Here is a 26,315-nt window from a genome sequence, read left to right on the forward strand (position 1 = left end):
ACGTAATCATTTTATAATAATCCCTATCTAATGTCCACCTTATCTCTAAATTTATCGATAGTCTTCTCACCTATCCCATCTACATTTGCCAATTCTTCTATGGATTTGAACCCATTATTAACATTTCTATATTCAATAATTGCTTTAGCTTTTGAAGGTCCTATACCTGATAATTGGGTTAAATCTTCAATAGTAGCCTTATTTATATTAATTTTTGAAGAACTATTAGAAGAATTCTCTACATTACTTGAGTTAACTATACTAGAGTCTTCCTCCTTATCTTCTTTTCCATATATAACTATACAATCCTCATCATTTAATGTTTTTGAAAAATGTACTCTATTAGTATCTGCTTCTTCTGTTAATCCTCCTGCCATAGTTATTAAATCTCTTATTCTGCTTCCTTTTTTTAAGGTATATTCCCTTGGATGTTTTATTTTCCCTTTAATATCTACTACTATAACTTCCTCATCAAATGTTGAGTTCCTCTTTTCTTCACTATTTATATCCTTAGTCTCTATAAATATATCCTCATAAGCTTCTTTACTGTTATTTCTAGTTATTAAATATCCACTAATAAGAAATACTATAGCTAATGCTAATATACAAATGGACCCAATAATTTTTTCTTTATCTTTCATGAAATACTCTCCTTTCTATTTTGAGTATTTCCATATTCTATAAATATCTATCGATATTTTTTAAATTTTTTGATATAATGATAGCTATCATATTAAAATTACTAGGAGGAAGATATGAAAAAAGCAATTGCAAGTTTATTATTAGTAAGTACTCTTTCATTTTGCAATTTTAAATACATATTTGCAGCACCAGCAGCTCCTGATCCTAGCGCTGCTGGAATGGTAGTACTTGATGCAACTACCGGTGAGGTTCTATTTGAAAAGAACAAGGACGTTAAATATCCTCCTGCATCACCAACGAAGCTGATGACTGCACTATTAACTTTAGAAAATTGCAATTTAGATGAAAAAGTTACAGTAGGAGCTACACCTCCAACTATAGAAGGCTCTAGAATATACATAGACCAAGGAGAAGTACTTACAGTTAGACAATTATTATATTCTTTAATTATGGTTTCAGCTAATGATTGTGCACAAGCTTTAGCAGAACATATAGGTGGAACTCAGGAAAATTTTGCAAAAATGATGAATGAAAGAGCAAAGGAATTAGGTTGTAAAAATACTAATTTTACAAATCCTCATGGATTATATGAGCCAAATCATAGAACTACTGCTTACGATTTAGCGTTAGTAGAAAAAGAACTTTTAAAGAATCCTGAGTATATTAAAATTTCAAAGACAAAAACTTTATTTTTAGACCCTACAAATAAATATAAGGAAAAAAGACCCCTATGGAATGATAATAGGCTTTTACATAATTATGAAGACTATTATTATGAACCATGTATAGCAGCTAAAACAGGTTACACTGACGAATCTTTACATTCCTTTGTAGCTTCTGCTGAAAAAGGAAATGAAAAATATATAGTTTCTCTTCTATATGATCCTTATAAAACTTATTTTAAAGATAGTAGAGATATATTTGAGTGGGCTTTTAATAATTTCGATACAATAAAACTTTATAGTAAAAATGATTTAATAACTTCTTATGAAGCTGAGGATGGTACCATAATTCCTCTATTAGCCTCAAATGATGAGTTTTATACTAAAGATTTATCTGCAAAAGAAGAACCTCAAATTTCTTTTAATACAGATAACCTTGATAAAAAGTCATTTTTAAAAGGTCAGTTAATAGCTACTGCTACAATGAAATATAATAATAGTACAAAAGAAATTAAACTTATTAGTGGAACAGATTACGCCCCTAAAAAGTTTCCTGTAGTTGCTAAAATTATAAAAGATAATGAGAGAACTATAAAAATTGCTTTAATTATTGGATTTATACTATTACTAGTATTAATAGTACTGATAATAAGAAGAATAAATTTAAGGAAAAAAAGACGTAGAAGATTAAATAGATTAACAAGAAGGCACTAAAGTTTAAAGATTAAAAATGAAGAATGAAGAATTTAGTTGAAATTAACTCATAAGAATTAATTTCATTAATAGATTTAAAAGTAGCTTAGTTACTTTTAAAATACATTCTCATAATTCTTCATCCTTCATTTTTAATTCTTAATTTATAAAAGTTTCTTTCTAAATTAAGATATTATTCAAAAACTTAATTAGAACTCCTCTAATTCTCATCCTTCAATTTACTTAAAAGCCTCTCTATATCTTCTGGTAATTTACTCTCTAAATTTAACATTTCACCTGTTCGAGGATGAGGTATTATAAGCTTATAAGCATGAAGCGCTTGTCTTTTTATGTACTGATTCTCTTCTATACCATATAAAATATCACCATAAATAGGGTGTTTTATGTAACTTAAATGAACTCTTATTTGATGAGTTCTTCCTGTTTCTAAGGTTAGTTCCACTAATGTAGCGTTTTTATATCGTTCTATTACTTTAAAATGAGTTATACTCTTTTGTCCATTACTCATCACTTCTCTTTTAATACTATCTTCTGTAGGTCTGCCTATAGGAGCATCAATAGTACCACTGTCTTCCTCTATTATTCCATGAACAACAGCTAAATAACTTTTAGTGATTAAATTATTTTCCATACTTTTAGCTAAATTCATATGGGCAAATTGATTTTTACCTATCATTATAAGACCAGAAGTATCCATATCCAATCTACTAACTAATCTTACTATACAATTTTCCCCTTTTTCTTTAAAGTAATAAAGTATACCATTTGAAAGAGTTCCTGTAGGATAGCTTTTTGTAGGGTGAACTACCATATTAGGTTGTTTATTCACTACTAACAAATCGCAATCTTCATATACTACATCTATCTCTATATCTTCTGGAATAATATTTTGACTTTCATCTTTAGTAACTTGAACTTCAATAATATCTCCTTTATTTAGCTTATGATTTAATTTAACAATACTTTTATTAACATATATCCTTTTATTAAGACCAGCATTTTTAGTAAATCTTCCAGAGAACTCTAATACATCTGTCATGTATTCTCTAAGTTTCATTCCTTCTCCACATTCTAGCACCTTATATATTAAATTGTTATTCATCTTTCACCTCCATATTTTATATAATTGATAATTAACTATAGACACTTGTGTATACTTCTCATTATTCAAAAAAACTCTCAATAGATTTTTAATAGAATTTGTTATAAATAATTAATCCAAATAAAATTACATTTAACATTATTTTTAATTGTTAATTAAACTATTTTTTCCGGTTAAAAACCTCGAGTAAATACTCGAGGTTTAATAATTATTCAGCTATAGCTATAACTTCAATTTCAACTAACGCATCTTTTGGTAAATTTCCAGCTTGGAAACAAGATCTTGCTGGTGGATTATCTCCAAAATATGTAGCATACACTTCATTCATTGCAGCAAAATCATTTATATCTTTTAATAACACTAAAGTCTTAACAACTTTATCCATAGATGTTCCAGCCTCTTCTAAAATAGCTTTAACATTGTCTAGTGATTGCGCTGTTGCTCTTTTTATATCATCATTTATAAACTCCCCAGTTGCTGAATTTATTGCTAATTGTCCTGATGTATACACCATATTTCCTACTTTAACAGCTTGTGAATATGGTCCTAAAGCTGCTGGAGCTTTAGCTGTGTTTATTATTTTCTTTTCCATGTTGAAATCCTCCTTAAATTTGCTTATATATTTACATATAAATTATATGTTTAATAAACAAAATCCCTATCCTCACCTAATATAACTTCTACTTCAAAATTCTCATTATATTCGGACATATATTCTACATCATCTATATTAAAATCTTTTTTAATAATTTCTACAGCATCTTCTTTTAATCCATATATCTTAATCTTAGAAGTTTGTCTATTTTCATTAGCATTTCCTGTAGTATATTGACTATATCCTTTTTTAGCTATATCTTCACCAAAGTTTTTTGCCAATCCTTCTTTAGTTGTAGAATTCAGTATATTAATTCTAATATTGTTTTTCTTAAATCCTTCTACTTGCTTTCCATCATTAGACTCTACTTGTTTTTCATTATTTAATATTGATAAAATTTCACTATTTGATTCTGGTGTATAAATAAAATAAGATATTCCATCTATCCATGCATCTTCGCCAGAAATTATGTGAAAGTCTATTTTTTCTTTTGGAGTACTAGCTAAGCTTAAACCATAATCCATTATATTTAATGCACTTAAATTAGTCTTTATATGTTTTGGAAAAACTGATAACACATTAGGAAGTTTAGGTATTATGCTTGGACTTTGTATTTTTGCTAGTAAGGTTTTAAAGAATTTTTGTTGTTCTTTTATCCTTCCCATATCTCCTTCTACAAGTCCAGTTCCATCATTATTTTGCCTCCATCTTACAAAATTCTCTGCTTCTTTTCCATTTAAATGTTGTGGTTCTGAGCTAGCTTCAAAATATATATGCAAATCTTGTGTAGGATCATCATAATACATATTTCTTTCTATTACTACATCTACTCCACCTATTGCATCAATGAACTCCCTAAAAGCTATAGTATCTACTTTTACGTAATAGTCTATGGTAATATTTAATAATTCCTCTACAGAATCAACTAAATATTGAACACCACCTATTGCATGAGCGGCGTTTATTTTTTGTTCCTGCCCATCAATAGTTACCTTAGTATCTCTAGGAATTGAAATAACATCATATTTCTTTTCCTTTCCATTATAATGTACTAACATTATGGTATCGGTTCTCTTTGGATCGTATTTATCATTTTCATTACCAGATCCTAGATCCAATCCCATTACGAGAAAATTAACAGAGCCATCACTAGATAAAGTACCATTCTTATTTCCTTTATTAGCACCAGATTTTTTAAGATCTATAGCATCATTATTAAAACTAGATAAATAAGCGTATACTCCACCACATAATAGTACTCCTATCAATAAAATTGTAAATAGAACTCTTAATAAAATAGATGACTTTTTCTTCTTTCTTTTATTTTTTCTTACAGATTCATTACTTCGTTTTTTATTTTCTTCCATACTTAAACACCTACTGCTTCTGAATTAATAAATAATTTCTAGCTTCTATTGTATTCTTATGTAATAAAAGTTTTTTAGATAATATATATTTTATAGTGTTTTCACAACAGTTAATAACAGCTTCATCTAAATTCTTATATGCAATTTCTCTTAAAGATTCAACTCCTTGAAAATTTCTTGAAGGTTCGATGTAGTCTGCTACATATATTATCTTTTCTAGTAAGCACATATTAGCTCTTCCTGTGGTATGATATGTAATAGCATTTAATATATCGCTATCTTCAATACCAAAGGTATTTTTAGCTATATATGCTCCGACAACACCATGTAATAACTGAGGTGAATTATAATAATCCTCATCTATTTCATGATTATTTTCCTTTGAAATTCTTACAAGCTCATCATTGTTCATATTTTTTGCTGCATCATGTAATAGAGCTGCTATTCTTGCTTTTTTAGCATCCACATTATACTGTATTGCCAATTTTTCAGCAACATCTACAACACCTAAAGTATGAACATATCTTGATGGCTTCAAACACTTTTCAAGATATTTTCTTATGTCATCTTCTATTAACATTTTTTCACTTCCTTTATTTATACAAGTTAAGCTTTTTAATAATTTTGTAGGCTTCACAAGGAAGAAGATATTTTACATTTTTATTTTCACTTATTTTCTTTTTAATTATGGTAGAAGAAATATCGATTAAAGGCATATTTAAAAATATAATATCTGTATTATATTTTTCTTCAATATTTTTCTTTTGTTTTTTTATTTCTTCAAGACTATATCCTGGTCTTGTAAAAACTATAATGGTACAATTCTCTAATATACCTTTCACATTTCTCCAATTTTCTAAATCAATTAAACTATCTGCACCAGTTATAAAAAACCATTTAGTATTGGGTTCTAGAGTATTAAAATATTTTAAAGTTTTATATGTATAACTTAATTCATTACTATTTATTTCATAATCACTTATATCAAATCTTGTTTCATCCTTGATTGTAGACTTTACAATTTCATACCTTATTCTACCTTCCGTAACTTTTCTTTGAATCTTATGTGGTGGGTTTCCACTTGGTATGAAAATAATTAAATCTAAATTTAAGTTATATAATGCTTCATAAGCAATATGCATATGACCGTTATGAATTGGATCAAAGGTTCCTCCAAATATTGCTTTTCTCATAATAAAACCCTCTTTTTTTCTATATTATATAATAACATAATTTTTACTTTTTACCAAATACAAATTTCTTCCTTATATTAAATCATACGCTCTATATAGAATTCCTTAATTAAAATTTAACTTATTCACAATTTTAGCTTCCATAACTAAAATTCTTTTCTATGAATGAAAAATGAAGAATTATGGTCAGAACTCCACAGGTAAAGCCTTTGGAGTTTTTTTCAAATAAATTTTATTTTAAGAAATTCATCTTTAGTGAATTTTTTCCTCAATTCTTCATTCTTAATTGTTAATCCTTAATTTCTAAGAATTTAAGTTATTTTTTAGAAAAATTATTTTCCAGAGTATATTTTAAGTTTTCACATTGGTTCCATATATATAGGTATACTAAAAACATTATTTAAAAAACCATGAAAATTCATGGTTTTTATCATTTACTTTGGAAGTTCTATTTTAGGCTTTTTAGCTGATTTTCTGTATATAACTAGTTTACTTCCTATAGCTTGAATGCCTTCGCATCCTAATTTTTCACATAAAATATCAGATGCTTCTCTAGGTGTCATTCCACTGTTATTTAATGTTTTAATTTTAATAAGTTCTCTTGCTTCTAAAGCCTGATCTACTTGTTTTAAGAAATTCTCTTCTATTCCACCTTTTCCCACTTGAAATATAGGATCTATATTATTTGCTAAGCTTCTTAAATAGCTTCTTTGTTTTGTACTTATCATAAAACTCCTCCTATAATAAAAACTCAAATTCAAAATCATTAAGTCTTATAGTGTCACCATCTTGTACTCCCATAGCTTTAAGTTCATCTAGTACACCTTTATTTCTTAAAACCTTATGGAAGTATCTTAAAGAATCTGGGTCATTTACATTAACACTATTAAGTAATCTATCAACAAAGCTTCCTTCTACAACAAATATACCTTCTTCTTCTTCACGTATTGTATAAGTAAACCTCTTTTCCTCAGGTACAAATCTTTCATCATTACTAATTTCAAGCTCTTGAACTGGAATATGGCTCAGCATCTCCGCAGCTTCCTTCATAAGCTCATCTACTCCTTGATTTGTAGCTGCCGAAATTTTAAATACTTTATTATATCCCATTTCATTTAGTTGTTTCTTAAAGCTTTCAAATACTTCTTCATCAAATAACATATCTGTCTTATTAGCAGCTATTATCTGTGGTCTATCCCATAATTTAATACTATACTTTTTAAGTTCTTCATTTATTTTCTTAAAATCTTCAATTGGATCTCTGCCCTCTAATCCTGATATATCTACAACATGTATAAGTAATCTTGTTCTTTCAATATGTCTTAAAAAGTCTAAACCTAAGCCTACTCCTTCTGCAGCTCCCTCTATTATTCCTGGAATATCTGCAATTACAAAGTTTTGTATTCCTTTTAAGCTCACCACGCCTAGATTAGGCTTTAATGTAGTAAAATGATAGTTTGCAATTTTAGGCCTTGCTTTAGAAACTACTGAAAGCAATGTGGATTTTCCTACATTAGGGAAGCCTAGAAGTCCTACATCCGCAAGTAATTTAAGTTCAAGTTTTATCCATCTTTCCTCACCAGGCATACCTGGTTCTGCAAAACTTGGTGCCTGCCTTGTTGGAGTACAGAATTTAGCATTTCCCTTTCCGCCTTTTCCACCTCTGCAAACTACATATGTATCACCAGCATGAGATAAATCACACATTATTTTATCTGTTTCTACATCTCTTATTACTGTACCCATTGGCACATCTATTATGAGATCTTCACCATCTTTACCATAACATTTTGATCCTTCACCTTTGCCTCCATCGTCAGCTATGAATTTTCTATTATAGGAAAAGTCCAGTAATGTAGTCATATTAGGCTCTACTCTTAATATAACACTTCCACCATTACCTCCATCGCCTCCATCAGGACCTCCAAGCGGCACGTATTTTTCTCTTCTAAATGAAACAGATCCATTTCCACCATTACCAGATTTAACAAAAATTTTGGCTGTATCTATAAACATACTTTTTCACCTTACCTTAAATAAAAATTATTCTAACATACATAACTATATTATTTACTAAATTCAATTTTTTATGGATAGTTTATAGTCTTAAAAGGTTTTTCTCTATAAGTCTTATAATATAGTAAAAGTAATTTATTATAAAGTATCTTGTTAATTAAGAATTAAGATTTAAGAATTTTAGATACTTCTTCTCTTATATGGTTTATAATGCACATTATATATACTTCTCCTTTATGAAAGAAGCTTTGAAATGATTTCTTTTTCTATTTCATAGTTTAAAATGCTTTTAAATCATTTCTTTATATCCATAGACAATTAGTCCATAATTCAATTCTCAATTCTTAATTCTCAATTTATCAGTTTAATTCATAAGTTTTTATTCTATAGATTAAAAAAGCACCCTAGCAGGGTGCTTTATCAACTATTCAGCTATTGCAACTTCTACATCGATTGGGTAAACGCTAGCTTTTTTTCTATTTTTGCCCATTCTTTCGAATTTTACAACTCCATCTATTTTAGCAAAAAGAGTATCATCTCCACCTATTCCAACGTTGTTTCCTGGATGGATTTTTGTTCCTCTTTGTCTAACTAGGATGTTTCCTGCAAGCACAAATTGTCCATCTGCACGCTTAACACCAAGTCTTTTAGATTCACTGTCTCTTCCGTTCTTTGAGCTACCTACTCCTTTTTTGTGAGCAAATAACTGAAGGTTCATAATTAGCATAATACTACACCTCCTCTATCTCTATCTTCATATAATCACCGTACGTAAATGCCATACTTATCAATCCAACATGCATAGTTTCAATTAAAACTTGACATCTTTCAATGTCGTCGCTTGTTAGATTCTTTAACGTTAAATTTATAATACCATCATTTATCTCATATTTTGGCTTTAACTTTAAAACCTCTTCCATACCAAGTATGGCGGTTTGTGATATCACCGACACACCACAACAAACTAAATCTATATCTAGATTTTCAGATCGCGGAGCAGCATGACCACTAACAGTAAACCCAATATATGTATCACAGTCTTTGTAAAATTTAACCTTAGTCATAATTAAGCTTCTATCTTTTCAATTACTATCTTTGTAAAAGGTTGTCTGTGTCCTTGTTTTTTTCTGTAGTCTTTTTTTCTCTTGTATTTGAATACTACAACTTTTTTAGCTTTTCCTTGTGCTACTACTTTAGCAACAACTTTAGCTCCTTCAACTACAGGTTTTCCAATTACTAACCCTTCTTCTTTTCCAACTGCTAAAACATTATCAAATTCTACAGTTGCATCAACGTCAGCTTCAAGTTTTTCAACGAATAATACGTCTCCCTCTTGAACTCTGTATTGCTTTCCTCCAGTAAGTAAAACTGCGTACATTAAAATACACCTCCTCAATCCAGTCTCGCCATTTAAGGTACATTTAATAAAAATTAAATGATTTAATAAAACCTATTCTGTGCGGTCTACAAAAGCCATTGTAGCATATCTAAATTTATTTGTAAAGGAATTTTATTCTTTTTATAACAAAGATATAAATCATGAAATAAGTTATAAAATGTTAATAACTATCCATATACCTTACAATTTTCTAGATTTCTTATTTGATTTGCAAATATCAATGGTTCTATTTTGAAAGTATCTAATGCATTAATATAATTTATATATATACGTTTATCCAATGCATTTATATTTTTTATAAAAGTTATTAAATCTCTTTGGATTTCATTTTTATAGAACTCATCTACCTCGATATATATATCCTTGACATTTTGCTCACTATTTAGTCTTTTAATATTATTTCTAATCATATTTTCAATATAACATAATTTTATTTTTACCCCTTTTCCTTTACATGATACACATTCTTCAAAAATATACTCATATATAGATTTCCCAGTTCTTCTTCTTGCAATTTGCACTAAGTTTAGCTCAGTAAAATTATATATAGTAGTCTTGTTTTTATCATCTTTAAAATATCTTTTCAGGGTATTAATAACATCTTGTTTTTCATTATCTTCTATTAAATCTATAAAATCAATTAATATTATTCCACTCAAATTTCTTAGTTTTATTTGTTCAGCTATAGTTCTTGCTGCTTCAATATTTGTGACTAATGCTGTTTTTCTAAGAGATGAGCTTTTTACATTTTTAGCTGAGTTAACATCTATTACATACATTGCTTCTGTTTTTTCAATAACAATATTCCCTCCACTAGGAAGAACTACTTTATTATTTCTAAGACTTAATATTTCTTTTTCAATACCATAATAATCAAAAAGCCCTATTGACCCATCATAAATTTTTATTTCACCTTTATGGTATTTGGAATTTAAAATTTCTTTACAATAATTAAAATCTGCGTTATTATTTATAATAATATTATAGTCGTCACCTGATATTTCTCTCAATATATTCCCTAAGATTCCTTCACTTCCATACAATAAGCCTATATTTTGATAATAAGTAAATTTTTTAACTATATTTTCATATATATTATATAAGCTAGACATTTCTTCTTTTAATATAGATAAGTCTACATTTTGCCCTTTAGTTCTTATGACTACTCCTATGTCTTTAGGCTTATTCAAATTATCTTCTATATATTTGATAAAATTCTTATCCTTTATTTTAGGTGAAAATTGTATTTTATTATGACTATTAGTTATAACGATATAACTTCCTGGTAAGCTAATTGAGTTTATAACTTTAGGACCTTTTTTACCAATTTCCTCTTTTATAACTTCAACTAATACTTCGTCACCTTTTTTTATATTTTTTATATTATCATTTAAATACATGTAGGCATTTTTTTTATAACCTATATCTATAAAAGCACATTTAATAGCCGGTACAATATTTTTAACTATACCCTTATAAATATCAGAAATTTTAGGAAGTTGATTTTGTTCTTCAATGTAACAACCCTTTAATACATTATCTTCTTTCACAGCAACTTTGAGAAAATCTTCTTGTCTTTCAATAAATACTTCTTTCAAAAAACTCTCCTAAAATTTATTAAAAATACTGATTTAGAGAGAGGATTTTTTCATTTTTATATGCATACATATCAATTCTCTCTATATCTACAAAAGAATCTTTTTCTATAGATTCTACTTTTTCTTTTATATAATCGCTAAGTAAACTAGCTGAAAGATTTTCTCTACTACCACAGGCTAATAATGTATTTAATATTACCCTATCCTTTTCAATGCTATAACTAATTTCTTTTATTAATGGTTTTATATCAACTTCTTTTTCACCTTTTTTGCTCTTCTTCACTATATTCCATTGGCTTTCTTTATTTAAGTTCTTTATATCTTCTATTGCTTTATTCACATCTTTAGCTTTTAATTTTATTATATATTTAGCGGCATCAATTATAGCCATTGCTTGAGGCGCCTTAGAGTTTTCCTTATTCTCAACCTTTTTTACATCTAGAAATTTAACACCTCTAGGCGTATTTTCGTTCAAATTCTTTAATATTTGATTTTCATCCATCTCCTCTGTAAATACAACATCCATATACTCTCCTTTGGAATATGAACCTACTGATAAAGGTTGAGCTATAGATATAGTCATATGTGGATTAAATCCTTTAGAATATTCTATAGGCAATCTAGCTCTTCTTATAACTCTTTGAATTGTCCTCATTAAATCTAAATGAGATATAAATTTTATTTCACTTTCCTTAGTGTATTTTATTAAGTATCGCACCTTCAAAGCACTTTCCCTCCTTAAAGCTCACGTTTATACCACATCTTTCACATATTCCTCTACAATCTGGCGTAACAATGGCTTCCTTAGCTTTATTGTTTTCCTTTATTAAGAATTCTTTAGTGACACCTATATCTATAAAATCCCATGGAAGTATCTCTTCATAATCTCTTTCTCTGTAAGCATAAAAATCTCCATCTACATTACAGTCACTCATTGATTCATTCCATGTATCAAAACTAAAGTATTCTCCCCAGCCATCAAAACGTGCACCTTTTTCAAAAGCCTTTATTAATACATCACAAAGCCTTCTATCTCCTCTTGCAAATACAGCCTCCATATAACTTACAGGAGACTCATGCCAATTATATACTATAGCCTTACTTTTAATTGAGTTTCTTAAAGTAGAAATTTTTTCTTTAACACTAGACATAGTATCCATTGGTGCCCATTGGAAAGGAGTAAAAGGTTTAGGCACAAATATAGATGTGCTAATTGTAACTCTTAACCCTCTTTTTCTTATATGCTTTGGAACATTAAAGTATTGTTCTACTACCTTTTCACCTAGGTCTGCTATACCTACAACATCTTCCATAGTTTCATATGGTAATCCTATCATGAAGTATAGTTTTAATGTTGACCATCCTGCTTCAAAAGCATTTCTACTAGACTCTAATAAATTTTCTTCATTAACACCTTTATTTATGATATCTCTCATTCTTTGACTTCCTGCTTCTGGGGCAAAGGTAAGACCTGTCTTTCTGACCTTTTGAATTTCATTAATTAAATCTACAGAGAAAGAATCTATTCTTATAGATGGCAGGGAAACCCCTATTTTTTCTCCTTCATATTTCTTAATTAAAGAAAATATTAAATTTTGAATATCTGAATAATCACAAATACTTAATGAAGTTAATGAAACCTCTTCATATCCGGTCTTCTTAATAATTTCATCTACTTGATTTATAAGTGTATCTGTCTTCTTCTCTCTAACTGGTCTATAAATCATACCTGCCTGACAAAATCTACATCCTCTTGTACACCCTCTAAAGGTTTCTAATGTAATTCTATCGTGGACTATTTCTGTATATGGAACTATAAGTTTATCTGGATATACATTTTCATCAAAGTTATTTATAATTCTTTTCTTAACGGTTTTAGGTACATCATCATAAATAGGTTTAAACTCTTCAATTGTATTATCATCTTTATAAGTTACCTCATAAAGGCTTGGAACATATACTCCTTTAATTTTGCATACTGCTCTTAAATAATCTTTCTTAGATTTATTTTTATATTCTTTATATAAATCTAATATTTCATGAATTACAATTTCACTTTCCCCTAAAACAAAAATATCAGCAATATCATATAATGGTTCAGGATTATAAGCACATGGTCCTCCCATCATAATTATTGGACTTTTTTCATCCCTTTGAGATGCTCTAAGAGCTATTCCTGCCATATCAAGCATATTTAATATATTTGTATAGCTCATTTCATATTGTAATGTAAATCCTAAAAAATCAAACTCTGATAAAGAATCTTTACTTTCTAATGCATATAATGGAATGTTATTTTCTCTTAATCGCTTTTCCATATCAGGCCATGGAGCAAAACATCTTTCACAAAAAGTATCTTCTCTTTCATTAAGTACATAATATAATATTTTACTTCCTAAATGAGACATTCCTACCTCATAAACATCAGGAAAGCAAAAAGCATAACGTATATCAACTACACTTTTATCTTTATTATAAGAATTAAATTCTCCACCTACATATCTAGCTGGTTTTTCAACTTTATATAGTATATCATCGGAAATTTTATTCATTCAAATTCCTCCTTAAGTTAATTACAATACTTTATTTTATCATAAGCTAGGAATATTTCAAAATAAATGTTGATTATATGAAAACTACTTTAACATTTAAAGTATGGGCGAATATTTATTTTTCAAGTCTATATATTTAATTGCTATTATAAATTTAAAGTATAAGTTATTTATTCTCAAAATATTAAACTCTTTTTAAATGTTAAATTAAGGCCTTGACTCTCTATAAATATCAAAGTCTCTATTGATTATAAATTGTTCTAAAGTCATGTTCCCTTGATTCTTTAATCCATTTATTACTTCTTCTTCATAGATAATCTCTAAAACATCCATATTATCGTCTAATACAGTAAAAATATTGTATTTATTTTTATCTACCAAATCTAAGAGTTGAAGTAATGTTAATTTATAGTGTACAGATATACTTTTATTTTCTATATAACCTCTTTTAATTAATTTTTCCCTTTTCTTTATTATATAACCCATAATTACATATACTATCCTTTCTTTTTCCTTTTTAGAAATAACCAAAATAAAAATAGCTATTAAGGCTAAGTTAATATTGGATATACCATAAAGCAAAGTAATAAAGTGAATTATGAGCAATATGTATCCTAAAATTATACTTATCCTTAAGGCTATTTCATTAGCTTTTTTATATAAAAATTTTGTTGTAAGTATATCTCTTAAAACTCTACCTCCATCTAGTGGAAAGGCGGGGAACAGATTAAATATTCCAATCGCCATATTATATTGTAAGAACAAAAGTATATAACTGTTATTTATATATTTATAGACAATATAGCTTATAAGAGCAATTATAAAATTTCCAATGGGACCACTTAATGAAATTATTATATCTTCCATAGGAGAAGCCTCATCTAAGTCTTTCAATTTTAAGGCAGCGCCAATAGGTAATATTTCTATACAAAATCCACTATAACCTAAAATTCTAGCGGTAATGTAATGAATCATTTCATGAATTATCACTATAATAAATCCTAATAAAAGCTTATAGTTTATTCCTATAACAATTAAAAATAATAAATAGGGTATAAAGTATTTACTAAACCGTATCAATCCACTCCTCCTCCAAATTTTTAGGTTACCATATAACTATATACATCTTGCGTTTTTCCCATGTATAAAATTTCAAAATAAAAGGTCTTAGGTTCTGCAGTATCTCCCTTTATTTCACCTATAGTTTCATCTTTTTCTACCGATTGACCTACATTCACATAAATATCAGATAAATTATAATATTTACTTTCTATTCCTTTTCCATGATCTATCAATATATAACTTCCAAGCTTATCATTATCTATCTTTTTAACTCTTCCATTATTACAACTTTTAATATCCATATTCTCGTAAACTTGAAGTTTTAAAATCTCATCCATACTTTTATCCCATTTATTATTACCATAAACTTTTTTTGATGATACAGGTAAAGAATAATCACTTTGAATTTCTTCATCAATTGTTCTTCCACCTACAAAGCCTATTTTAATTTTTTCTATTACTTTTATACTCATATTTTCTATATCTTGAATATCCACACTTTTTACTTTTTCAAGAATAGATTTATAATCATAACTTTTATTTATCATAGTTTTACTTAAATTATAAAATTTAATTGTATACTGATTTTTATATATCTTACATCCTAAAAATACTATGATTAAAAAAATTACTATGGAGAGTTGTATTATAATTCTGTTACCATAATTTTTACGGGACCATGCCCATAGGAATCTACTTCTATTGCTTTCTTTATTAATCCTATTTTTTTGGTAATATGCAGATTTATTTCTAGTTAATGCTGAATAATATTTTTCATATTGTTCACTATAACCTCCCATTTTTCCTCCTTTATAACTTCTTACTTTTCTATTTTATATATATTAAAATACTTGAATTTTATGAATAAAGTTTAAAAAAATCTTAACTTAGATATCTAAAATAAAATAATTAATTAAAGACTAATATATTATTTTATATTAGCAAATAAAAAAATTATGTAGATATTGGCGCCGTCCTCTTTTCACAACAAAAGTAAATAATAAAAATAGCATATAACTTAAATTACTTACAATTTAAGTTATATGCTATTAGTTTAATGTTTTAAGTTTCCTATATATTTTTAATTTTAAATACTTTTCTATCTGCCCTTTAAAGCTTTCATAATTACTTCAGCTGTGCCTAGATTTGTAGCAAGAGGTATACAATGAACATCACATAATCTAATAAGAGCAGTTACATCTGGTTCATGTGGTTGAGCTGTAAGAGGATCTCTTAAAAAAATTATAAAATCCATTTCTCCCTGTGCAAGCCTTGCACCTATTTGCTGATCTCCACCTAAAGGTCCTGACAAAAATCTATGAACTTCCAAATCTACTAAATCAGTTAATAGTTTTCCTGTAGTACCTGTAGCATAAAGTTCATGTTCGCTTAATATATGTTTATATCTTCTTGCAAACTCTATCATATCATCTTTTTTCTTGTCGTGGGCAATTAAAGCTATTCTCATAAAAATTTCCCCCTAGAAATTTATTTTCTTTCTTCTCATACCAACATTTAATATTAAACCTAAAGATATGAAGTTAGTTAACATTGAACTACCACCATAACTAACAAAAGGAAGAGTAATTCCAGTTATAGGCATTACGCCCATGGTCATACCCATATTTTGAATTATAGAAAACATTAGCGCCCCTATTATTCCTGTGCAAATTATACTCCCAGCTACATCCTTTGAAGTTCTTGCTATTTTTATTGATTTATACAGAATAATACCATATAAAGTTAATAGTATTAACGCTCCCATAAGACCCCATTCTTCTCCAATTACTGCGAAAATAAAATCTGTATGGTTTTCAGGAACAAATTTGTACTGCTTCCCATTTAAAAATCCAAGGCCGAAAACTCCTCCAGATCCTATGGCAATTTTTGATTGTAATAGCTGTAAGCCATGACTTAGCTCAAATTGCTCTGGATTTAAAAAAGCAATAAATCTTGACTTCCAATAAGGTTTCATAAGAGGTGAATTCCATAATGCAACTACAGCTAAGAATATACCACCTAAACCTCCTGCAATAGCTTTCCAATTTAAATTTGTTACCACAACTATTCCTAAAACCATAAAAAAGCAAACCATAGTCATCCCCATATCCGGTGCTATAACTATAAGTAACATTGGTATTGCTGCATATATTCCAAGCTTAATAACACTTTTTACATTATTTACATCTCCATCCATATCTTGAATTTGTTTAGCAAGCATTATTATCATACCAAGCTTGGCAAACTCTGAAGGTTGAATTGCTCTACTTCCAATACTGATCCATCCTGTTGCTCCATTTACTTCACTACCTAGTACAAACTCTGTTAAAATCAATAATACAACGCCCCCCCAATAAATAAGAGGTGCATAATTTAAAATTAAAGTATAGTCAATTAATATTACAAAATACATAGCAACAAGCCCTACTATGAGCCATGCAAATTGTAATTTTCCATAATATCCCCCTGCTGCACTATATATATTTACAATGGAAAAAAGAACTAATAGTACTACAGCTATAATTATGCTATAATCCAATCTTTTTATTAATTTATTATTTAGCTTTAAATTCTTTAGCATATTCATCCCTCCAACATAAATATGATTATAACATATTTAATAAAAGAACAAAAGTAATGGTTAATTTCTAATTATTAGTTAAAATCAAACTTTTATGCATAAATAATTCTATAATACTCTTTACATATTAATGTTTATTAAAAAAAGCTATGTATTTAAATAATACATAGCTTTAGGCTATCTATTTTTAATTTTTTTAATAGGTATACTAGCAATTAATGCTGGAGAAGCACCTTCAATTTCTTCAGCCTTTGTAAATTTAACATCCACATCGCTATCATCAATTTCCGCGTAGTTAGATATAACCTTTAATAGATCTCCCTTTATCATTTCTAAAAAATCTGGGGAAAAATCTGCCCTATCATGAATTAATATCAATTTTAATCTATCTGTAGCAATATCCTTAGAAGACAATTTACTTGAAAATATTTTAAACAAATCCATATCTTCCTCCTATTTGTTGCCGAAGAATTTTTTTACTGTAGCCCAGAAGCCACCTTGAGAAGAAGTTTGATTTAATTCTACAAAAGGAACCTCTTCACCTGTAATTCTTCTTGCAATATTTTTAAAGGCTTGTCCTGCATCCGCAGTATTATCTAGTACTATTGGTTCACCTTTATTTGTTGATATAGTTACCTTTCTATCATCAGGTACTACGCCTATTAATTTAATAGCTAGACACTCTTTTATATCCTCAATATCTAACATATCTCCATTTTTTGTCATTTCAAAATTAATTCTATTAACTATAAGTTCACTTTCTTCAAGTCCTTTTGCACAAAGCTTTCCTATAACCCTATCAGCATCTCTAACCGAAGTTATTTCTGGATTGACAACAACTATTGATCTGTCAGCTCCTACTACTGCATTTTCAAAACCTTGTTCAATTCCTGCTGGGCAATCTATTATAACATAATCAAAATCTTCTTTAAGTTCATTAACTACCCTTAACATCTCTTTTATGTCTACATCGTTTTTATCTCTTGTCTGCGCTGTTGGAAGTAAAAATAAGTTATTAAATCTTTTATCTTTTATTAGAGCTTGTTTTAATCTACATCTTTCTTCTATTACATCTAACAATGTGAATACTACTCTATTTTCAAGCCCCATAAGCACATCTAGATTTCTTAATCCTGTATCACCATCTATAACTACTACCTTTTTATCCATAGCAGCTAAAGCTGTTCCTATGTTAGCTGTTGTAGTAGTTTTTCCTACGCCACCTTTTCCTGACGTGATAACAATTGCTTCTCCCATTTATAATACCTCCATTAAATATATTTATTAACTAAATACGGCTCTACGATTATATTTCCATTCTTAACTCTTGCAACTTCTGGATAGGCTGGTTTTATACCATCCTCTGGCGCTCTTGTCATTATATCCGCAATTCTTATAATTTGAGGTTCTAGTGAAAATGCTGCTATAAATGATTTATCATTTCCTGTGCAGCCTGCATGCACACTCCCTCTAATAGCTCCTACAACTACAATATTTCCTGCGGCATATACCTCTGCTCCTGGGTTTATATCTCCTATTATAACTAGGTTACCTGAATATTCATATACTTGTCCACTTCTTATGGTTTTCTTTAAATATTTAGTACGACCTTCATAAATACCATTAAAGACCTTATTTTGTTTTTCATCTATATCTTGAAAAATACAATCTCTTATTAAAAATTCTTCAAATAAAAGATCTCTCAGATTTCTTAATTCTCTATCTGTAAATTCCTTTAATTGAGTTGTAATTTTCAAAGTACATCCTCTATAAAATCTTTTTCCTTTTGATAGCTTTTCAATTAATGCATTGGTCATATCTAGAGAGTTTTTAAATTTTTTCATGTCTATAACTACATTTAATCCCTCTTTATTACCTTTTATTATTATATTGTCTGCATACATAAATACCCTCCAAAATTGAGCTATTTGATATATTTCAACACTTCTAACTAAAATCCTTCTATAATAAGGATATTTTTAAGTAAACTTTAATAATTATAAGTTTATTTTACTCTATTTTCCACATATAATCTAGAATTTTGAAATAATGTATAGGATTTATTTGATTTATAAAAATAAAGCTTAAAATAATGGAGAATTCTCAATTATAGTTAAAATTAATTTATTATAAATTGATTTCTTAAATATATTTTATAAAAGACTTTAATTTTTTAAAATAGCCTTTATGCTAAATTTAGCATAAAGGCTATTTTGTTATTGATTATCATTATTTTGATCTAAAGTATCTTCTTGATTATTATTCTCTGTATTTTCATTATTATTTGTGGTTTTATTATCTGTTGTGTTATTTTTATTAGAATTATTTTGTGTTTCAGGATACATAAATTCATAACCTGGATTTACTTTCAATAATTCTTCTTTAAAATACTCTTCATATATGGCTCTTACTACTGGTCCTGCATATCCTCCATGTCCTCCATCAAATATAATAACACAGGTTACTATCTCTGGATCATCTAAAGGTGCAAAGCCTAAATATACAGCATAGGAAGTTCTTCCTAATGCTTCCTCTTGATTTTGATTAAAAGTGGAAGAACCTGTTTTACCACCATGTGTTAATGGATAACCTATAAAAGCAGTAGCACCTGTACCTTCTGTTGAGCTAACAACATCTTCCATACCTTGTTTTATAACTTCTAAATACTCTGGAGTGATATCAATTTTATCTAACAGCTGTGGTTTAATTACAATCTCTTCTCCTGTTACAGGATCAATAATTTTATCTACAAGCTGCATTTCATATCTATATCCACCATTAACTAAAGTAGCCATATAATTTGTTAATTGTAGAGGAGTAAATTGGTTCATTCCCTGTCCTATAGAAGCATCATAAGCATTAGCAGCAGATTTTTTGTTAGATATAGCATCTGCTATAGAATAATTAATCGCTATTGCCATATTTTTAATATCTTTATCTGTATATTTTTTTTCTTTAAATTCTGGAACAGATTCAATTAAATCTTTAAGAAGTTTTTCCATTTTAGGAACTATTTCTTCTTCTTTTCCTTTAACATCTTTTTTCATTTCTTCTTTTATAGCATCAATTAATACGCTTTTTTTCTCATTAACTTTAGCTATTTCACTTTTTTCTTTATCACTACCAACTTCATTTTTTCTTCTTATATCAATTGGTTTATAATGTGGTGTAGTGTTTATAGAATCTATACCTATAATTAAATAATCAGCTAATTGCTCTACATATTCATTAGCAAACTTATTTCTGCTTGATTCATAGTTATAAACTTGACCAAAGTTTTCTGGTATTTCTATACCAGTTTTAGGTTCTTTATTAGAATTAGGCTCTACCCCTAATCCAAACTTCCATGCATATTTAGCTATATAATCAAGCCCACTTGACTTCTCTCCGCCTTTTGCAAACAATCTATCTGCTACCTCATAGAAGAAATAGTTACAAGATACTTCAAGAGCTTTTCTAATATCAACATCACCATGAGAACCTCCATTTTGATTATATATCCAACATGCTCCCTTATAATCTGAATATCTTTTGTTGTATTCCCCAGCATCATTAACTGTGGTAGATAAATCTATAACTCCTTCTTCAAGTCCAGCTAATCCTGTTAATGGTTTAAATACAGAACCTGGTGGTATTAAAGATTGCGTAGCGTAGTTATATAATGGTTTAGGAAATATGTCATACCTATCTTGTCTATTCTTTGTATTACCTTCTGTTGTAGTATCTAGTGGGAACATTTTATTAAGTAATTTATCTACCTTTTGTTCATAAGAAAGACTAGATAATTCATTCTCATCTAATATCCCTGATATAGATGTAAGTCCTCTTTTTTCAATATATTCTTTTCCCATCTTTTCTAAATCAGAATTAAAATATTTTGATGAAAGTTCTGGCGTAAGTGTAAATATATTAGGATCATATCCTGGTCTACTTGCTAAGGCAAGTATTTTACCAGTCTTAGCTTCCATAACCACAGCTGCTCCTCTTGTAGCATTAGTAGAATCAACGTCATTTACTCTACCTTGTTTTTGAAGGTCAGCCATAGTATCATCCAATGCTCTTTCCGCAACTGATTGTATATTTTTATCAATATTAAGCTGTAAAGTCTTTCCTGGATAAGCTTCAACTTCTCCAAGGGTTTTAACTTTTCTTCCCTGCTTATTTACTTCTATACTCTCTTGACCTTTAGTTCCTTTTAGAATACTTTCAAAGCTAAACTCTAAACCTTGTTTTCCCACTTTATCAGCGCTTACATCATATCCCTTTTCTTCAAATTTTTCTTTTTCCCAAGAGTCTATTTTCCCAGTATATCCTAGGAAAGCTGAACCTAGTTCACCATTAGGATAAGATCTAATAGGCTGAGTTTCTATCATTATACCCGGCAAGTCTGGTTGAAGTTGTTCAAAGATAAATGCAGCTTCTTTATCTAAACTGTTAGATATAACCACCGGTTTATATCCTGAATAACTTTGCATCTTAATGCTATCTAATACAATAATGTATCTTCTCTTATCAGTTAAGTTATAATTTTTCTTGTCAATATCAATATCATAATCTTTCTTAAATTGTTCTTTATATTCATTAAAGAGCTTATTAAAAGCTTCTTCTGCAGTAATCTTTAATAATTCTTCATCTACTTTTTGTAATTCCACATTAGAAAGATCACTTTCGCTTTTTCCCTTATAAAGTTTGTTAATTATATCTCCTTGAAACCCTCTGTCTTTTTTAAATCTAAGCTCCATCCATTGTTTACTTGCTTCATCAACAGCATTAAATTTAAATTCAAAATTCGGCTCAACAGTTATGGGAAATTCATCTACTATAGAAATCTTATTTTCATCTAGGATTTTAAATACTTTTTCCATAGTATCAAAAAAAACTTCTTTACTTTCAGGAGTTTCTGTAAACATCAATGCATAACTTTGCTTACTTGTTGCTAAGACTTCTCCATTTCTATCAATGATATCACCTCTTGGTGCTACCTTAGAAACATTTTTGTAGTGTTTTTTACTTGCTTCTTCCCTATATTCTTCTACCATAACCACTTGAAGAAATAGGAGTCTTACTATTAAAATTGTAAATATCACAGCCATAGTAATAAAAAACACCGTATATCTTGAAAAATTTTTTTCTTTTTTATTGTTTTTTACCATAATACCACTATCCTAAAATCTCCAATCTTTCTTCATAAATTTTTTTTCAGAAAGTTTGTAAACATATCTATATAAAATTATAGATAAAATCATATTGTATATGCTTACATATAGTGCTGTTTGTATATTAACTTTTATCTTTAATAAATAAAATAAGCTAAACATCATAACTCCTTTTAAAATACTAAGAAAAAAAGTTGAAATTATCGGAACAAAGGATTTTTCTTTAAATATGCTTTTACCAATTTGTGCTGCAATATAGCAAGTAAGCATATTAGTAAGCATATTAATGCCTAATCCATTAAATAAATAAATATCTTGCAGTGCACCAGCAAATATACCTAAAATAATTGCCTCCACTGGACCATTTATTATTGAGTAGGAAATTATAAAAACAAATAAAATGCTAGGATAAATAGATTTAATAGCAATAAATGTACTTAATGTATTATCTAACATAGTAAGTCCAATACATATAAAAAATAGTGTTACTACTTTCTTCATTTTAATCACCTAATATTTATATTTAACTTCTATAGTGTCAGTTGGTACTACTATTAATACTTGTTCCAAAGTATTAAAGTCTACAGCTGGCTTTATTATTGCACTTTTCATTACAGCAGCTTTATCTTCCTTTACCTCTAACACAGTGCCTATTTTTATTCCTTTAGGATAAACTAATCCTAATCCTGAAGTTAAGATAGTATCTCCTTCTTTTATCTTAGAGCTAATTGAAAGTCCTGTAATTTCTGCAAGAAATTTTTCGTCATTTCCTCTGTATCCTTTTACAATCCCATCACTTTCTTTAGTTGATAATACGTGTGCTGCAACAGCTATATTTTCATTACATAAAGACTGTACTATCGACCAATTGCTTCCTACAGAAGTGACTTGTCCTACTAATCCTTCTGCTGTAATTGCTACCATGCCTTTTTTAATTCCATCTTTGCTACCTCTATTTATAACAAATCCATCTAAAAAATTTTCTCCACTTAATCCTTTAATATCAGCACCTATATATTTATACTCATTTTTAGAATTAGTGAAATTTAACATATTTCTTAATCTTTCATTTTCACTAGTAAGAATTTCATTTTCCGTTGACATTTGAGATAGTTTAATATTTTCCTCTTTTAACTTCTCATTTTCTTCTTTTATATTATTTATATTAGTAATAAAACTAAAGGAGTTTTTTATTTTATTTCCTATATTATAAACTACACTTTGAATACTATTTAAGGTGTATCCAACACCATTTTCCACGAAAGACATTTTTTCTCTTTGAACACTATATCCAATAAGAAACAAAAAGCATACTGACAGTAGTACAACTATTACTGCCAGTTTATTCTTGAACTTCTTCAAATTTATCCTCTTTTATACATTATATCTATATTATCTAGTGCTTTTCCAGCTCCTATAGCTACACAATCTAGTGGAATGTCAGCTACATTTACTGGCATATGAGTTTCGTGGTAAATTAGTGCATCTATCCCTCTTAACAATGCGCCTCCACCAGTTAACATTATACCTTTGTCCATAATATCTGCGGCAAGTTCTGGTGGTGTTTTTTCAAGTGTAGTTTTTATTGAGTCAATTATAGAGTATACGGGTTCTTTTAATGCTTCTCTAACTTCACTTTCATTGATTTCTGCCACTTTCGGCAACCCAGAAATTAAGTCTCTCCCTTTAATCTCCATAGTTCTTTCTTCTTCACCTAAATCGAAGGCAGAACCTAATTCTATTTTTATTGCTTCAGCTGTACGTTCACCTATCATTAAGCTATATTGTTTTTTTATGTAAGCTATTATTGCCTTATCTAACTCATCCCCAGCAACTCTTAAAGATTTACTAGTTACTATTCCGCCTAGAGAAATAATAGCTACTTCTGTAGTTCCTCCACCAATATCTACAATCATACTACCTGTTGGTTCATCAACTGGAAGTCCAGCACCTATAGCTGCCGCCATTGGTTCTTCTAAAAGACAAGCAAATCTAGCACCTGCACTTTTTGTCGCTTCTTCTATAGCTCTTTTTTCTACTTCAGTTACTCCTGATGGAAAAGAAACCACTATTCTTGGGCTTTTAAATCCATTTTTTGCCCCTGCTTTTTCAATAAAGCTTCTTAGCATTTTTTCAGTAACGTCAAAGTCAGCAATAACTCCATCTCGCATTGGTCTTATAGCTACAATGTTACCTGGAGTTCTTCCTATCATTTGTTTAGCTTCATTTCCTACAGCTAAAACCCTGTTTGTCTTTTTATTTATAGCCACAACTGATGGCTCTCTTAACACTATTCCTTTTCCTTTTACATAAACTAATGTATTAGCAGTCCCTAAATCTATTCCCATATCTCTTGATTTAGCAAAAAATCCCATATACTTTTTTCTCCTTTCGTTTCTATAAAAATGCTCTTTCTTTTAAGCTAACATAAATACCATTCCCAATTATAATATGGTCTAAAACCTCTATGCCTAGTATCTTTCCACATTCTTTAAGTCTATTTGTAATATTGATATCTTCTTTACTTGGAGTAGGATCTCCTGATGGATGGTTATGGCAAATAATTATTGAAGCACTACTATTTTTTATAGCTTCTAGAAATACTTCCCTAGGATGAACAATAGAACTATTTAAGCTGCCAACAGATATATGTTTTACAGATATAACTACATTTTTGCTATTAAGCATTATTAACTTGAGATATTCTTTTTTCAAATACCTCATATCTTCCATGACATATTCTGCTGCTGATTTAGCACTGGTTATTCTATATTCATCGCCAGACTTAAAGGTTTTAAAACGCTTTGAAATTTCTGATAATGCTATAAGTTGTGCTGCCTTAGCTTCTCCTATACCACACAAACTTAAAAAGTCTTGAGTATCACAACTAAGAAGTCCATTTAATCCATTACAGTCTGATATTATTCTATTGCATAAACTTAAAACATCTTCTTTTTGACTTCCTGTTCGCAAAATAATTGCTAAAAGTTCTGCATTAGATAGTGCATATGCACCATATCTAAAAAGTCTCTCACGAGGTCTTTCATTTTTAGGTAAATCCGTAAGTTTAAAATTGTTCAAACATAACACTTCCTTATTAAAGATTTACCCCCATCTCCATAAGTAAAGTATTTAGCCTATTTAAAGGTAAGCCTACCACATTATAATAACAACCATTAATACCTTCTACAAATGTTGCTGCTCTACCTTGTATACCATAAGCCCCAGCCTTATCTAAAGGCTCTCCAGTTTTTACATATTTCTCTATAGTTTCATCACTAAGTTCTGAAAATTTAACCTCTGTACAAACAGCATCAAATTTCATATTATTAGTTTTTGTATCTAAAACTACTATTCCGGAGTATACTTTATGAGCTTTGCCACTAAGCATTTTAAGCATGATAATAGCATCCTCTTCATTTTTGGGTTTTCCCAATACCTTGCCTTCACTATACACTATAGTGTCACAAGCAATTACAAGAGAATGTTCATTTAGCTTTTCAAGTATATTAAAAGCTTTTCCCTTTGCTAAGTTAATAACATACTCTTCACAATTATTATCAAAGCTTATAGTGCTTTCATCAAAGTCACTAACAATCACTTCAAAATTTTCTGTAATTCTAGTTAAAAGTTCTTTTCTTCTTTCTGAAGCTGATGCCAGTATAATCTTCATAAT

The 26,315-nt window shown here is 28.8% G+C and carries 28 protein-coding genes; 1 reads left to right on the forward strand and 27 read right to left on the reverse strand.

The genetic code is table 11. The features are described from left to right. Positions 1-23: 23 nt before the first annotated feature. Positions 24-641, reverse strand: a complete 618-nt coding sequence (locus tag ACY1IQ_RS03720; RefSeq protein WP_461612701.1) for a helix-hairpin-helix domain-containing protein — start codon at positions 639-641, stop codon at positions 24-26. Between the two features lie 114 nt (positions 642-755). Here ACY1IQ_RS03720 and ACY1IQ_RS03725 point away from each other — a divergent pair, with 114 nt between their 5' ends. Next, on the forward strand, positions 756-2,018 hold the full coding sequence (locus ACY1IQ_RS03725; protein ID WP_461612702.1) for a D-alanyl-D-alanine carboxypeptidase family protein: 1,263 nt from the start codon (positions 756-758) through the stop codon (positions 2,016-2,018). A 199-nt stretch (positions 2,019-2,217) separates the two neighbouring features. On the opposite strand, the gene ACY1IQ_RS03730 is transcribed toward ACY1IQ_RS03725, so the two are convergent. From ACY1IQ_RS03730 to ACY1IQ_RS03855, 26 genes are all read right to left on the reverse strand, one after another. Then, on the reverse strand, positions 2,218-3,120 hold the full coding sequence (locus ACY1IQ_RS03730) for an RluA family pseudouridine synthase (RefSeq protein WP_461612703.1): 903 nt from the start codon (positions 3,118-3,120) through the stop codon (positions 2,218-2,220). A gap of 208 nt (positions 3,121-3,328) precedes the next feature. Continuing rightward, positions 3,329-3,712, reverse strand: a complete 384-nt coding sequence (locus ACY1IQ_RS03735; RefSeq protein WP_461612704.1) for a RidA family protein — start codon at positions 3,710-3,712, stop codon at positions 3,329-3,331. A 50-nt stretch (positions 3,713-3,762) separates the two neighbouring features. Next, positions 3,763-5,082 (reverse strand): LCP family protein, encoded by a 1,320-nt coding sequence (locus ACY1IQ_RS03740; RefSeq protein WP_461612705.1) that lies wholly within the window; start codon positions 5,080-5,082, stop codon positions 3,763-3,765. A gap of 10 nt (positions 5,083-5,092) precedes the next feature. Then, positions 5,093-5,662, reverse strand: a complete 570-nt coding sequence (gene yqeK / locus ACY1IQ_RS03745; protein WP_461612706.1) for a bis(5'-nucleosyl)-tetraphosphatase (symmetrical) YqeK — start codon at positions 5,660-5,662, stop codon at positions 5,093-5,095. A gap of 13 nt (positions 5,663-5,675) precedes the next feature. Continuing rightward, positions 5,676-6,278, reverse strand: a complete 603-nt coding sequence (nadD, locus tag ACY1IQ_RS03750) for a nicotinate-nucleotide adenylyltransferase (RefSeq protein WP_461612847.1) — start codon at positions 6,276-6,278, stop codon at positions 5,676-5,678. A gap of 431 nt (positions 6,279-6,709) precedes the next feature. Then, positions 6,710-7,003 carry a ribosome assembly RNA-binding protein YhbY gene (yhbY, locus tag ACY1IQ_RS03755; RefSeq protein ID WP_039632048.1) on the reverse strand — a complete coding sequence of 98 codons (294 nt, stop codon included), beginning with the start codon at positions 7,001-7,003 and terminating at the stop codon, positions 6,710-6,712. Between the two features lie 10 nt (positions 7,004-7,013). Continuing rightward, a complete protein-coding gene (gene obgE, locus ACY1IQ_RS03760; protein ID WP_461612707.1) occupies positions 7,014-8,291 on the reverse strand; it encodes a GTPase ObgE in 1,278 nt (425 codons plus the stop codon). A 424-nt stretch (positions 8,292-8,715) separates the two neighbouring features. Then, positions 8,716-9,018 (reverse strand): 50S ribosomal protein L27, encoded by a 303-nt coding sequence (rpmA, locus tag ACY1IQ_RS03765; RefSeq protein WP_191740017.1) that lies wholly within the window; start codon positions 9,016-9,018, stop codon positions 8,716-8,718. Positions 9,019-9,022: 4 nt separating this feature from the next. Next, positions 9,023-9,355, reverse strand: coding sequence for a ribosomal-processing cysteine protease Prp (locus ACY1IQ_RS03770; RefSeq protein WP_461612708.1), 333 nt, complete (start codon positions 9,353-9,355; stop codon positions 9,023-9,025). A gap of 2 nt (positions 9,356-9,357) precedes the next feature. After that, positions 9,358-9,669 carry a 50S ribosomal protein L21 gene (rplU, locus tag ACY1IQ_RS03775; protein ID WP_461612709.1) on the reverse strand — a complete coding sequence of 104 codons (312 nt, stop codon included), beginning with the start codon at positions 9,667-9,669 and terminating at the stop codon, positions 9,358-9,360. Between the two features lie 188 nt (positions 9,670-9,857). Next, positions 9,858-11,288: a ribonuclease E/G gene (locus ACY1IQ_RS03780; RefSeq protein WP_461612710.1), complete on the reverse strand. Its 1,431-nt coding sequence runs from the start codon at positions 11,286-11,288 to the stop codon at positions 9,858-9,860. 19 nt (positions 11,289-11,307) lie between these two features. Then, positions 11,308-12,012 carry a TIGR03936 family radical SAM-associated protein gene (locus ACY1IQ_RS03785; RefSeq protein ID WP_461612711.1) on the reverse strand — a complete coding sequence of 235 codons (705 nt, stop codon included), beginning with the start codon at positions 12,010-12,012 and terminating at the stop codon, positions 11,308-11,310. Then, positions 11,981-13,840 carry a TIGR03960 family B12-binding radical SAM protein gene (locus ACY1IQ_RS03790; protein WP_461612712.1) on the reverse strand — a complete coding sequence of 620 codons (1,860 nt, stop codon included), beginning with the start codon at positions 13,838-13,840 and terminating at the stop codon, positions 11,981-11,983. The genes ACY1IQ_RS03785 and ACY1IQ_RS03790 overlap by 32 nt, the downstream gene beginning before the upstream one ends. 207 nt (positions 13,841-14,047) lie before the next feature. Continuing rightward, a complete protein-coding gene (locus tag ACY1IQ_RS03795; protein ID WP_461612713.1) occupies positions 14,048-14,920 on the reverse strand; it encodes a M50 family metallopeptidase in 873 nt (290 codons plus the stop codon). Positions 14,921-14,940: 20 nt separating this feature from the next. Beyond that, positions 14,941-15,702 carry a peptidoglycan DD-metalloendopeptidase family protein gene (locus tag ACY1IQ_RS03800; protein WP_461612714.1) on the reverse strand — a complete coding sequence of 254 codons (762 nt, stop codon included), beginning with the start codon at positions 15,700-15,702 and terminating at the stop codon, positions 14,941-14,943. Positions 15,703-16,001: 299 nt separating this feature from the next. After that, the gene (locus ACY1IQ_RS03805) at positions 16,002-16,370 is read right to left on the reverse strand and encodes a methylglyoxal synthase (RefSeq protein ID WP_461612715.1); all 369 of its coding nucleotides are present in this window, start codon (positions 16,368-16,370) and stop codon (positions 16,002-16,004) included. A gap of 12 nt (positions 16,371-16,382) precedes the next feature. After that, a complete protein-coding gene (gene rodA, locus ACY1IQ_RS03810) occupies positions 16,383-17,483 on the reverse strand; it encodes a rod shape-determining protein RodA (protein WP_461612716.1) in 1,101 nt (366 codons plus the stop codon). A 177-nt stretch (positions 17,484-17,660) separates the two neighbouring features. Then, positions 17,661-17,927, reverse strand: a complete 267-nt coding sequence (gene minE, locus ACY1IQ_RS03815) for a cell division topological specificity factor MinE (protein ID WP_039632025.1) — start codon at positions 17,925-17,927, stop codon at positions 17,661-17,663. A gap of 9 nt (positions 17,928-17,936) precedes the next feature. Beyond that, entirely contained in the window at positions 17,937-18,740 is an 804-nt protein-coding gene (gene minD / locus ACY1IQ_RS03820; protein WP_461612717.1) for a septum site-determining protein MinD, read from the reverse strand. 14 nt (positions 18,741-18,754) lie between these two features. Continuing rightward, on the reverse strand, positions 18,755-19,387 hold the full coding sequence (minC, locus tag ACY1IQ_RS03825) for a septum site-determining protein MinC (RefSeq protein WP_461612718.1): 633 nt from the start codon (positions 19,385-19,387) through the stop codon (positions 18,755-18,757). Positions 19,388-19,699: 312 nt separating this feature from the next. After that, positions 19,700-22,636, reverse strand: a complete 2,937-nt coding sequence (locus ACY1IQ_RS03830) for a penicillin-binding transpeptidase domain-containing protein (protein ID WP_461612719.1) — start codon at positions 22,634-22,636, stop codon at positions 19,700-19,702. Positions 22,637-22,648: 12 nt separating this feature from the next. Continuing rightward, positions 22,649-23,140 carry a rod shape-determining protein MreD gene (gene mreD, locus ACY1IQ_RS03835; protein ID WP_461612720.1) on the reverse strand — a complete coding sequence of 164 codons (492 nt, stop codon included), beginning with the start codon at positions 23,138-23,140 and terminating at the stop codon, positions 22,649-22,651. Positions 23,141-23,149: 9 nt separating this feature from the next. Continuing rightward, positions 23,150-24,001 (reverse strand): rod shape-determining protein MreC, encoded by an 852-nt coding sequence (mreC, locus tag ACY1IQ_RS03840; RefSeq protein WP_461612721.1) that lies wholly within the window; start codon positions 23,999-24,001, stop codon positions 23,150-23,152. Between the two features lie 2 nt (positions 24,002-24,003). Then, positions 24,004-25,014 carry a rod shape-determining protein gene (locus ACY1IQ_RS03845; protein WP_461612722.1) on the reverse strand — a complete coding sequence of 337 codons (1,011 nt, stop codon included), beginning with the start codon at positions 25,012-25,014 and terminating at the stop codon, positions 24,004-24,006. Between the two features lie 22 nt (positions 25,015-25,036). Then, on the reverse strand, positions 25,037-25,720 hold the full coding sequence (gene radC / locus ACY1IQ_RS03850) for a RadC family protein (RefSeq protein WP_461612723.1): 684 nt from the start codon (positions 25,718-25,720) through the stop codon (positions 25,037-25,039). 16 nt (positions 25,721-25,736) lie between these two features. Beyond that, the gene (locus ACY1IQ_RS03855; protein WP_461612724.1) at positions 25,737-26,312 is read right to left on the reverse strand and encodes a Maf-like protein; all 576 of its coding nucleotides are present in this window, start codon (positions 26,310-26,312) and stop codon (positions 25,737-25,739) included. Positions 26,313-26,315 lie beyond the last annotated feature (3 nt).

The organism is Clostridium sp. Marseille-QA1073 (assembly GCF_054863625.1).

Excerpts from the sequence above, each read along its gene's own strand:
- ACY1IQ_RS03830 (WP_461612719.1), bottom strand. The coding sequence starts at position 22,636 with ATGGTAAAAAACAATAAAAAAGAAAAAAATTTTTCAAGATATACGGTG.
- yqeK (WP_461612706.1), bottom strand. The coding sequence starts at position 5,662 with ATGTTAATAGAAGATGACATAAGAAAATATCTTGAAAAGTGTTTGAAG.
- ACY1IQ_RS03805 (WP_461612715.1), bottom strand. The coding sequence starts at position 16,370 with ATGAGAATAGCTTTAATTGCCCACGACAAGAAAAAAGATGATATGATA.
- ACY1IQ_RS03720 (WP_461612701.1), bottom strand. The coding sequence starts at position 641 with ATGAAAGATAAAGAAAAAATTATTGGGTCCATTTGTATATTAGCATTA.
- ACY1IQ_RS03845 (WP_461612722.1), bottom strand. The coding sequence starts at position 25,014 with ATGGGATTTTTTGCTAAATCAAGAGATATGGGAATAGATTTAGGGACT.
- rodA (WP_461612716.1), bottom strand. The coding sequence starts at position 17,483 with ATGCTAAAGAATTTAAAGCTAAATAATAAATTAATAAAAAGATTGGAT.
- mreD (WP_461612720.1), bottom strand. The coding sequence starts at position 23,140 with ATGAAGAAAGTAGTAACACTATTTTTTATATGTATTGGACTTACTATG.
- obgE (WP_461612707.1), bottom strand. The coding sequence starts at position 8,291 with ATGTTTATAGATACAGCCAAAATTTTTGTTAAATCTGGTAATGGTGGA.
- rplU (WP_461612709.1), bottom strand. The coding sequence starts at position 9,669 with ATGTACGCAGTTTTACTTACTGGAGGAAAGCAATACAGAGTTCAAGAG.
- minD (WP_461612717.1), bottom strand. The coding sequence starts at position 18,740 with ATGGGAGAAGCAATTGTTATCACGTCAGGAAAAGGTGGCGTAGGAAAA.
- minC (WP_461612718.1), bottom strand. The coding sequence starts at position 19,387 with ATGTATGCAGACAATATAATAATAAAAGGTAATAAAGAGGGATTAAAT.
- ACY1IQ_RS03770 (WP_461612708.1), bottom strand. The coding sequence starts at position 9,355 with ATGACTAAGGTTAAATTTTACAAAGACTGTGATACATATATTGGGTTT.
- ACY1IQ_RS03740 (WP_461612705.1), bottom strand. The coding sequence starts at position 5,082 with ATGGAAGAAAATAAAAAACGAAGTAATGAATCTGTAAGAAAAAATAAA.
- minE (WP_039632025.1), bottom strand. The coding sequence starts at position 17,927 with ATGGATTTGTTTAAAATATTTTCAAGTAAATTGTCTTCTAAGGATATT.
- ACY1IQ_RS03800 (WP_461612714.1), bottom strand. The coding sequence starts at position 15,702 with ATGGGAGGTTATAGTGAACAATATGAAAAATATTATTCAGCATTAACT.
- ACY1IQ_RS03735 (WP_461612704.1), bottom strand. The coding sequence starts at position 3,712 with ATGGAAAAGAAAATAATAAACACAGCTAAAGCTCCAGCAGCTTTAGGA.
- yhbY (WP_039632048.1), bottom strand. The coding sequence starts at position 7,003 with ATGATAAGTACAAAACAAAGAAGCTATTTAAGAAGCTTAGCAAATAAT.
- rpmA (WP_191740017.1), bottom strand. The coding sequence starts at position 9,018 with ATGCTAATTATGAACCTTCAGTTATTTGCTCACAAAAAAGGAGTAGGT.
- ACY1IQ_RS03790 (WP_461612712.1), bottom strand. The coding sequence starts at position 13,840 with ATGAATAAAATTTCCGATGATATACTATATAAAGTTGAAAAACCAGCT.
- ACY1IQ_RS03855 (WP_461612724.1), bottom strand. The coding sequence starts at position 26,312 with ATGAAGATTATACTGGCATCAGCTTCAGAAAGAAGAAAAGAACTTTTA.
- ACY1IQ_RS03730 (WP_461612703.1), bottom strand. The coding sequence starts at position 3,120 with ATGAATAACAATTTAATATATAAGGTGCTAGAATGTGGAGAAGGAATG.
- ACY1IQ_RS03725 (WP_461612702.1), top strand. The coding sequence starts at position 756 with ATGAAAAAAGCAATTGCAAGTTTATTATTAGTAAGTACTCTTTCATTT.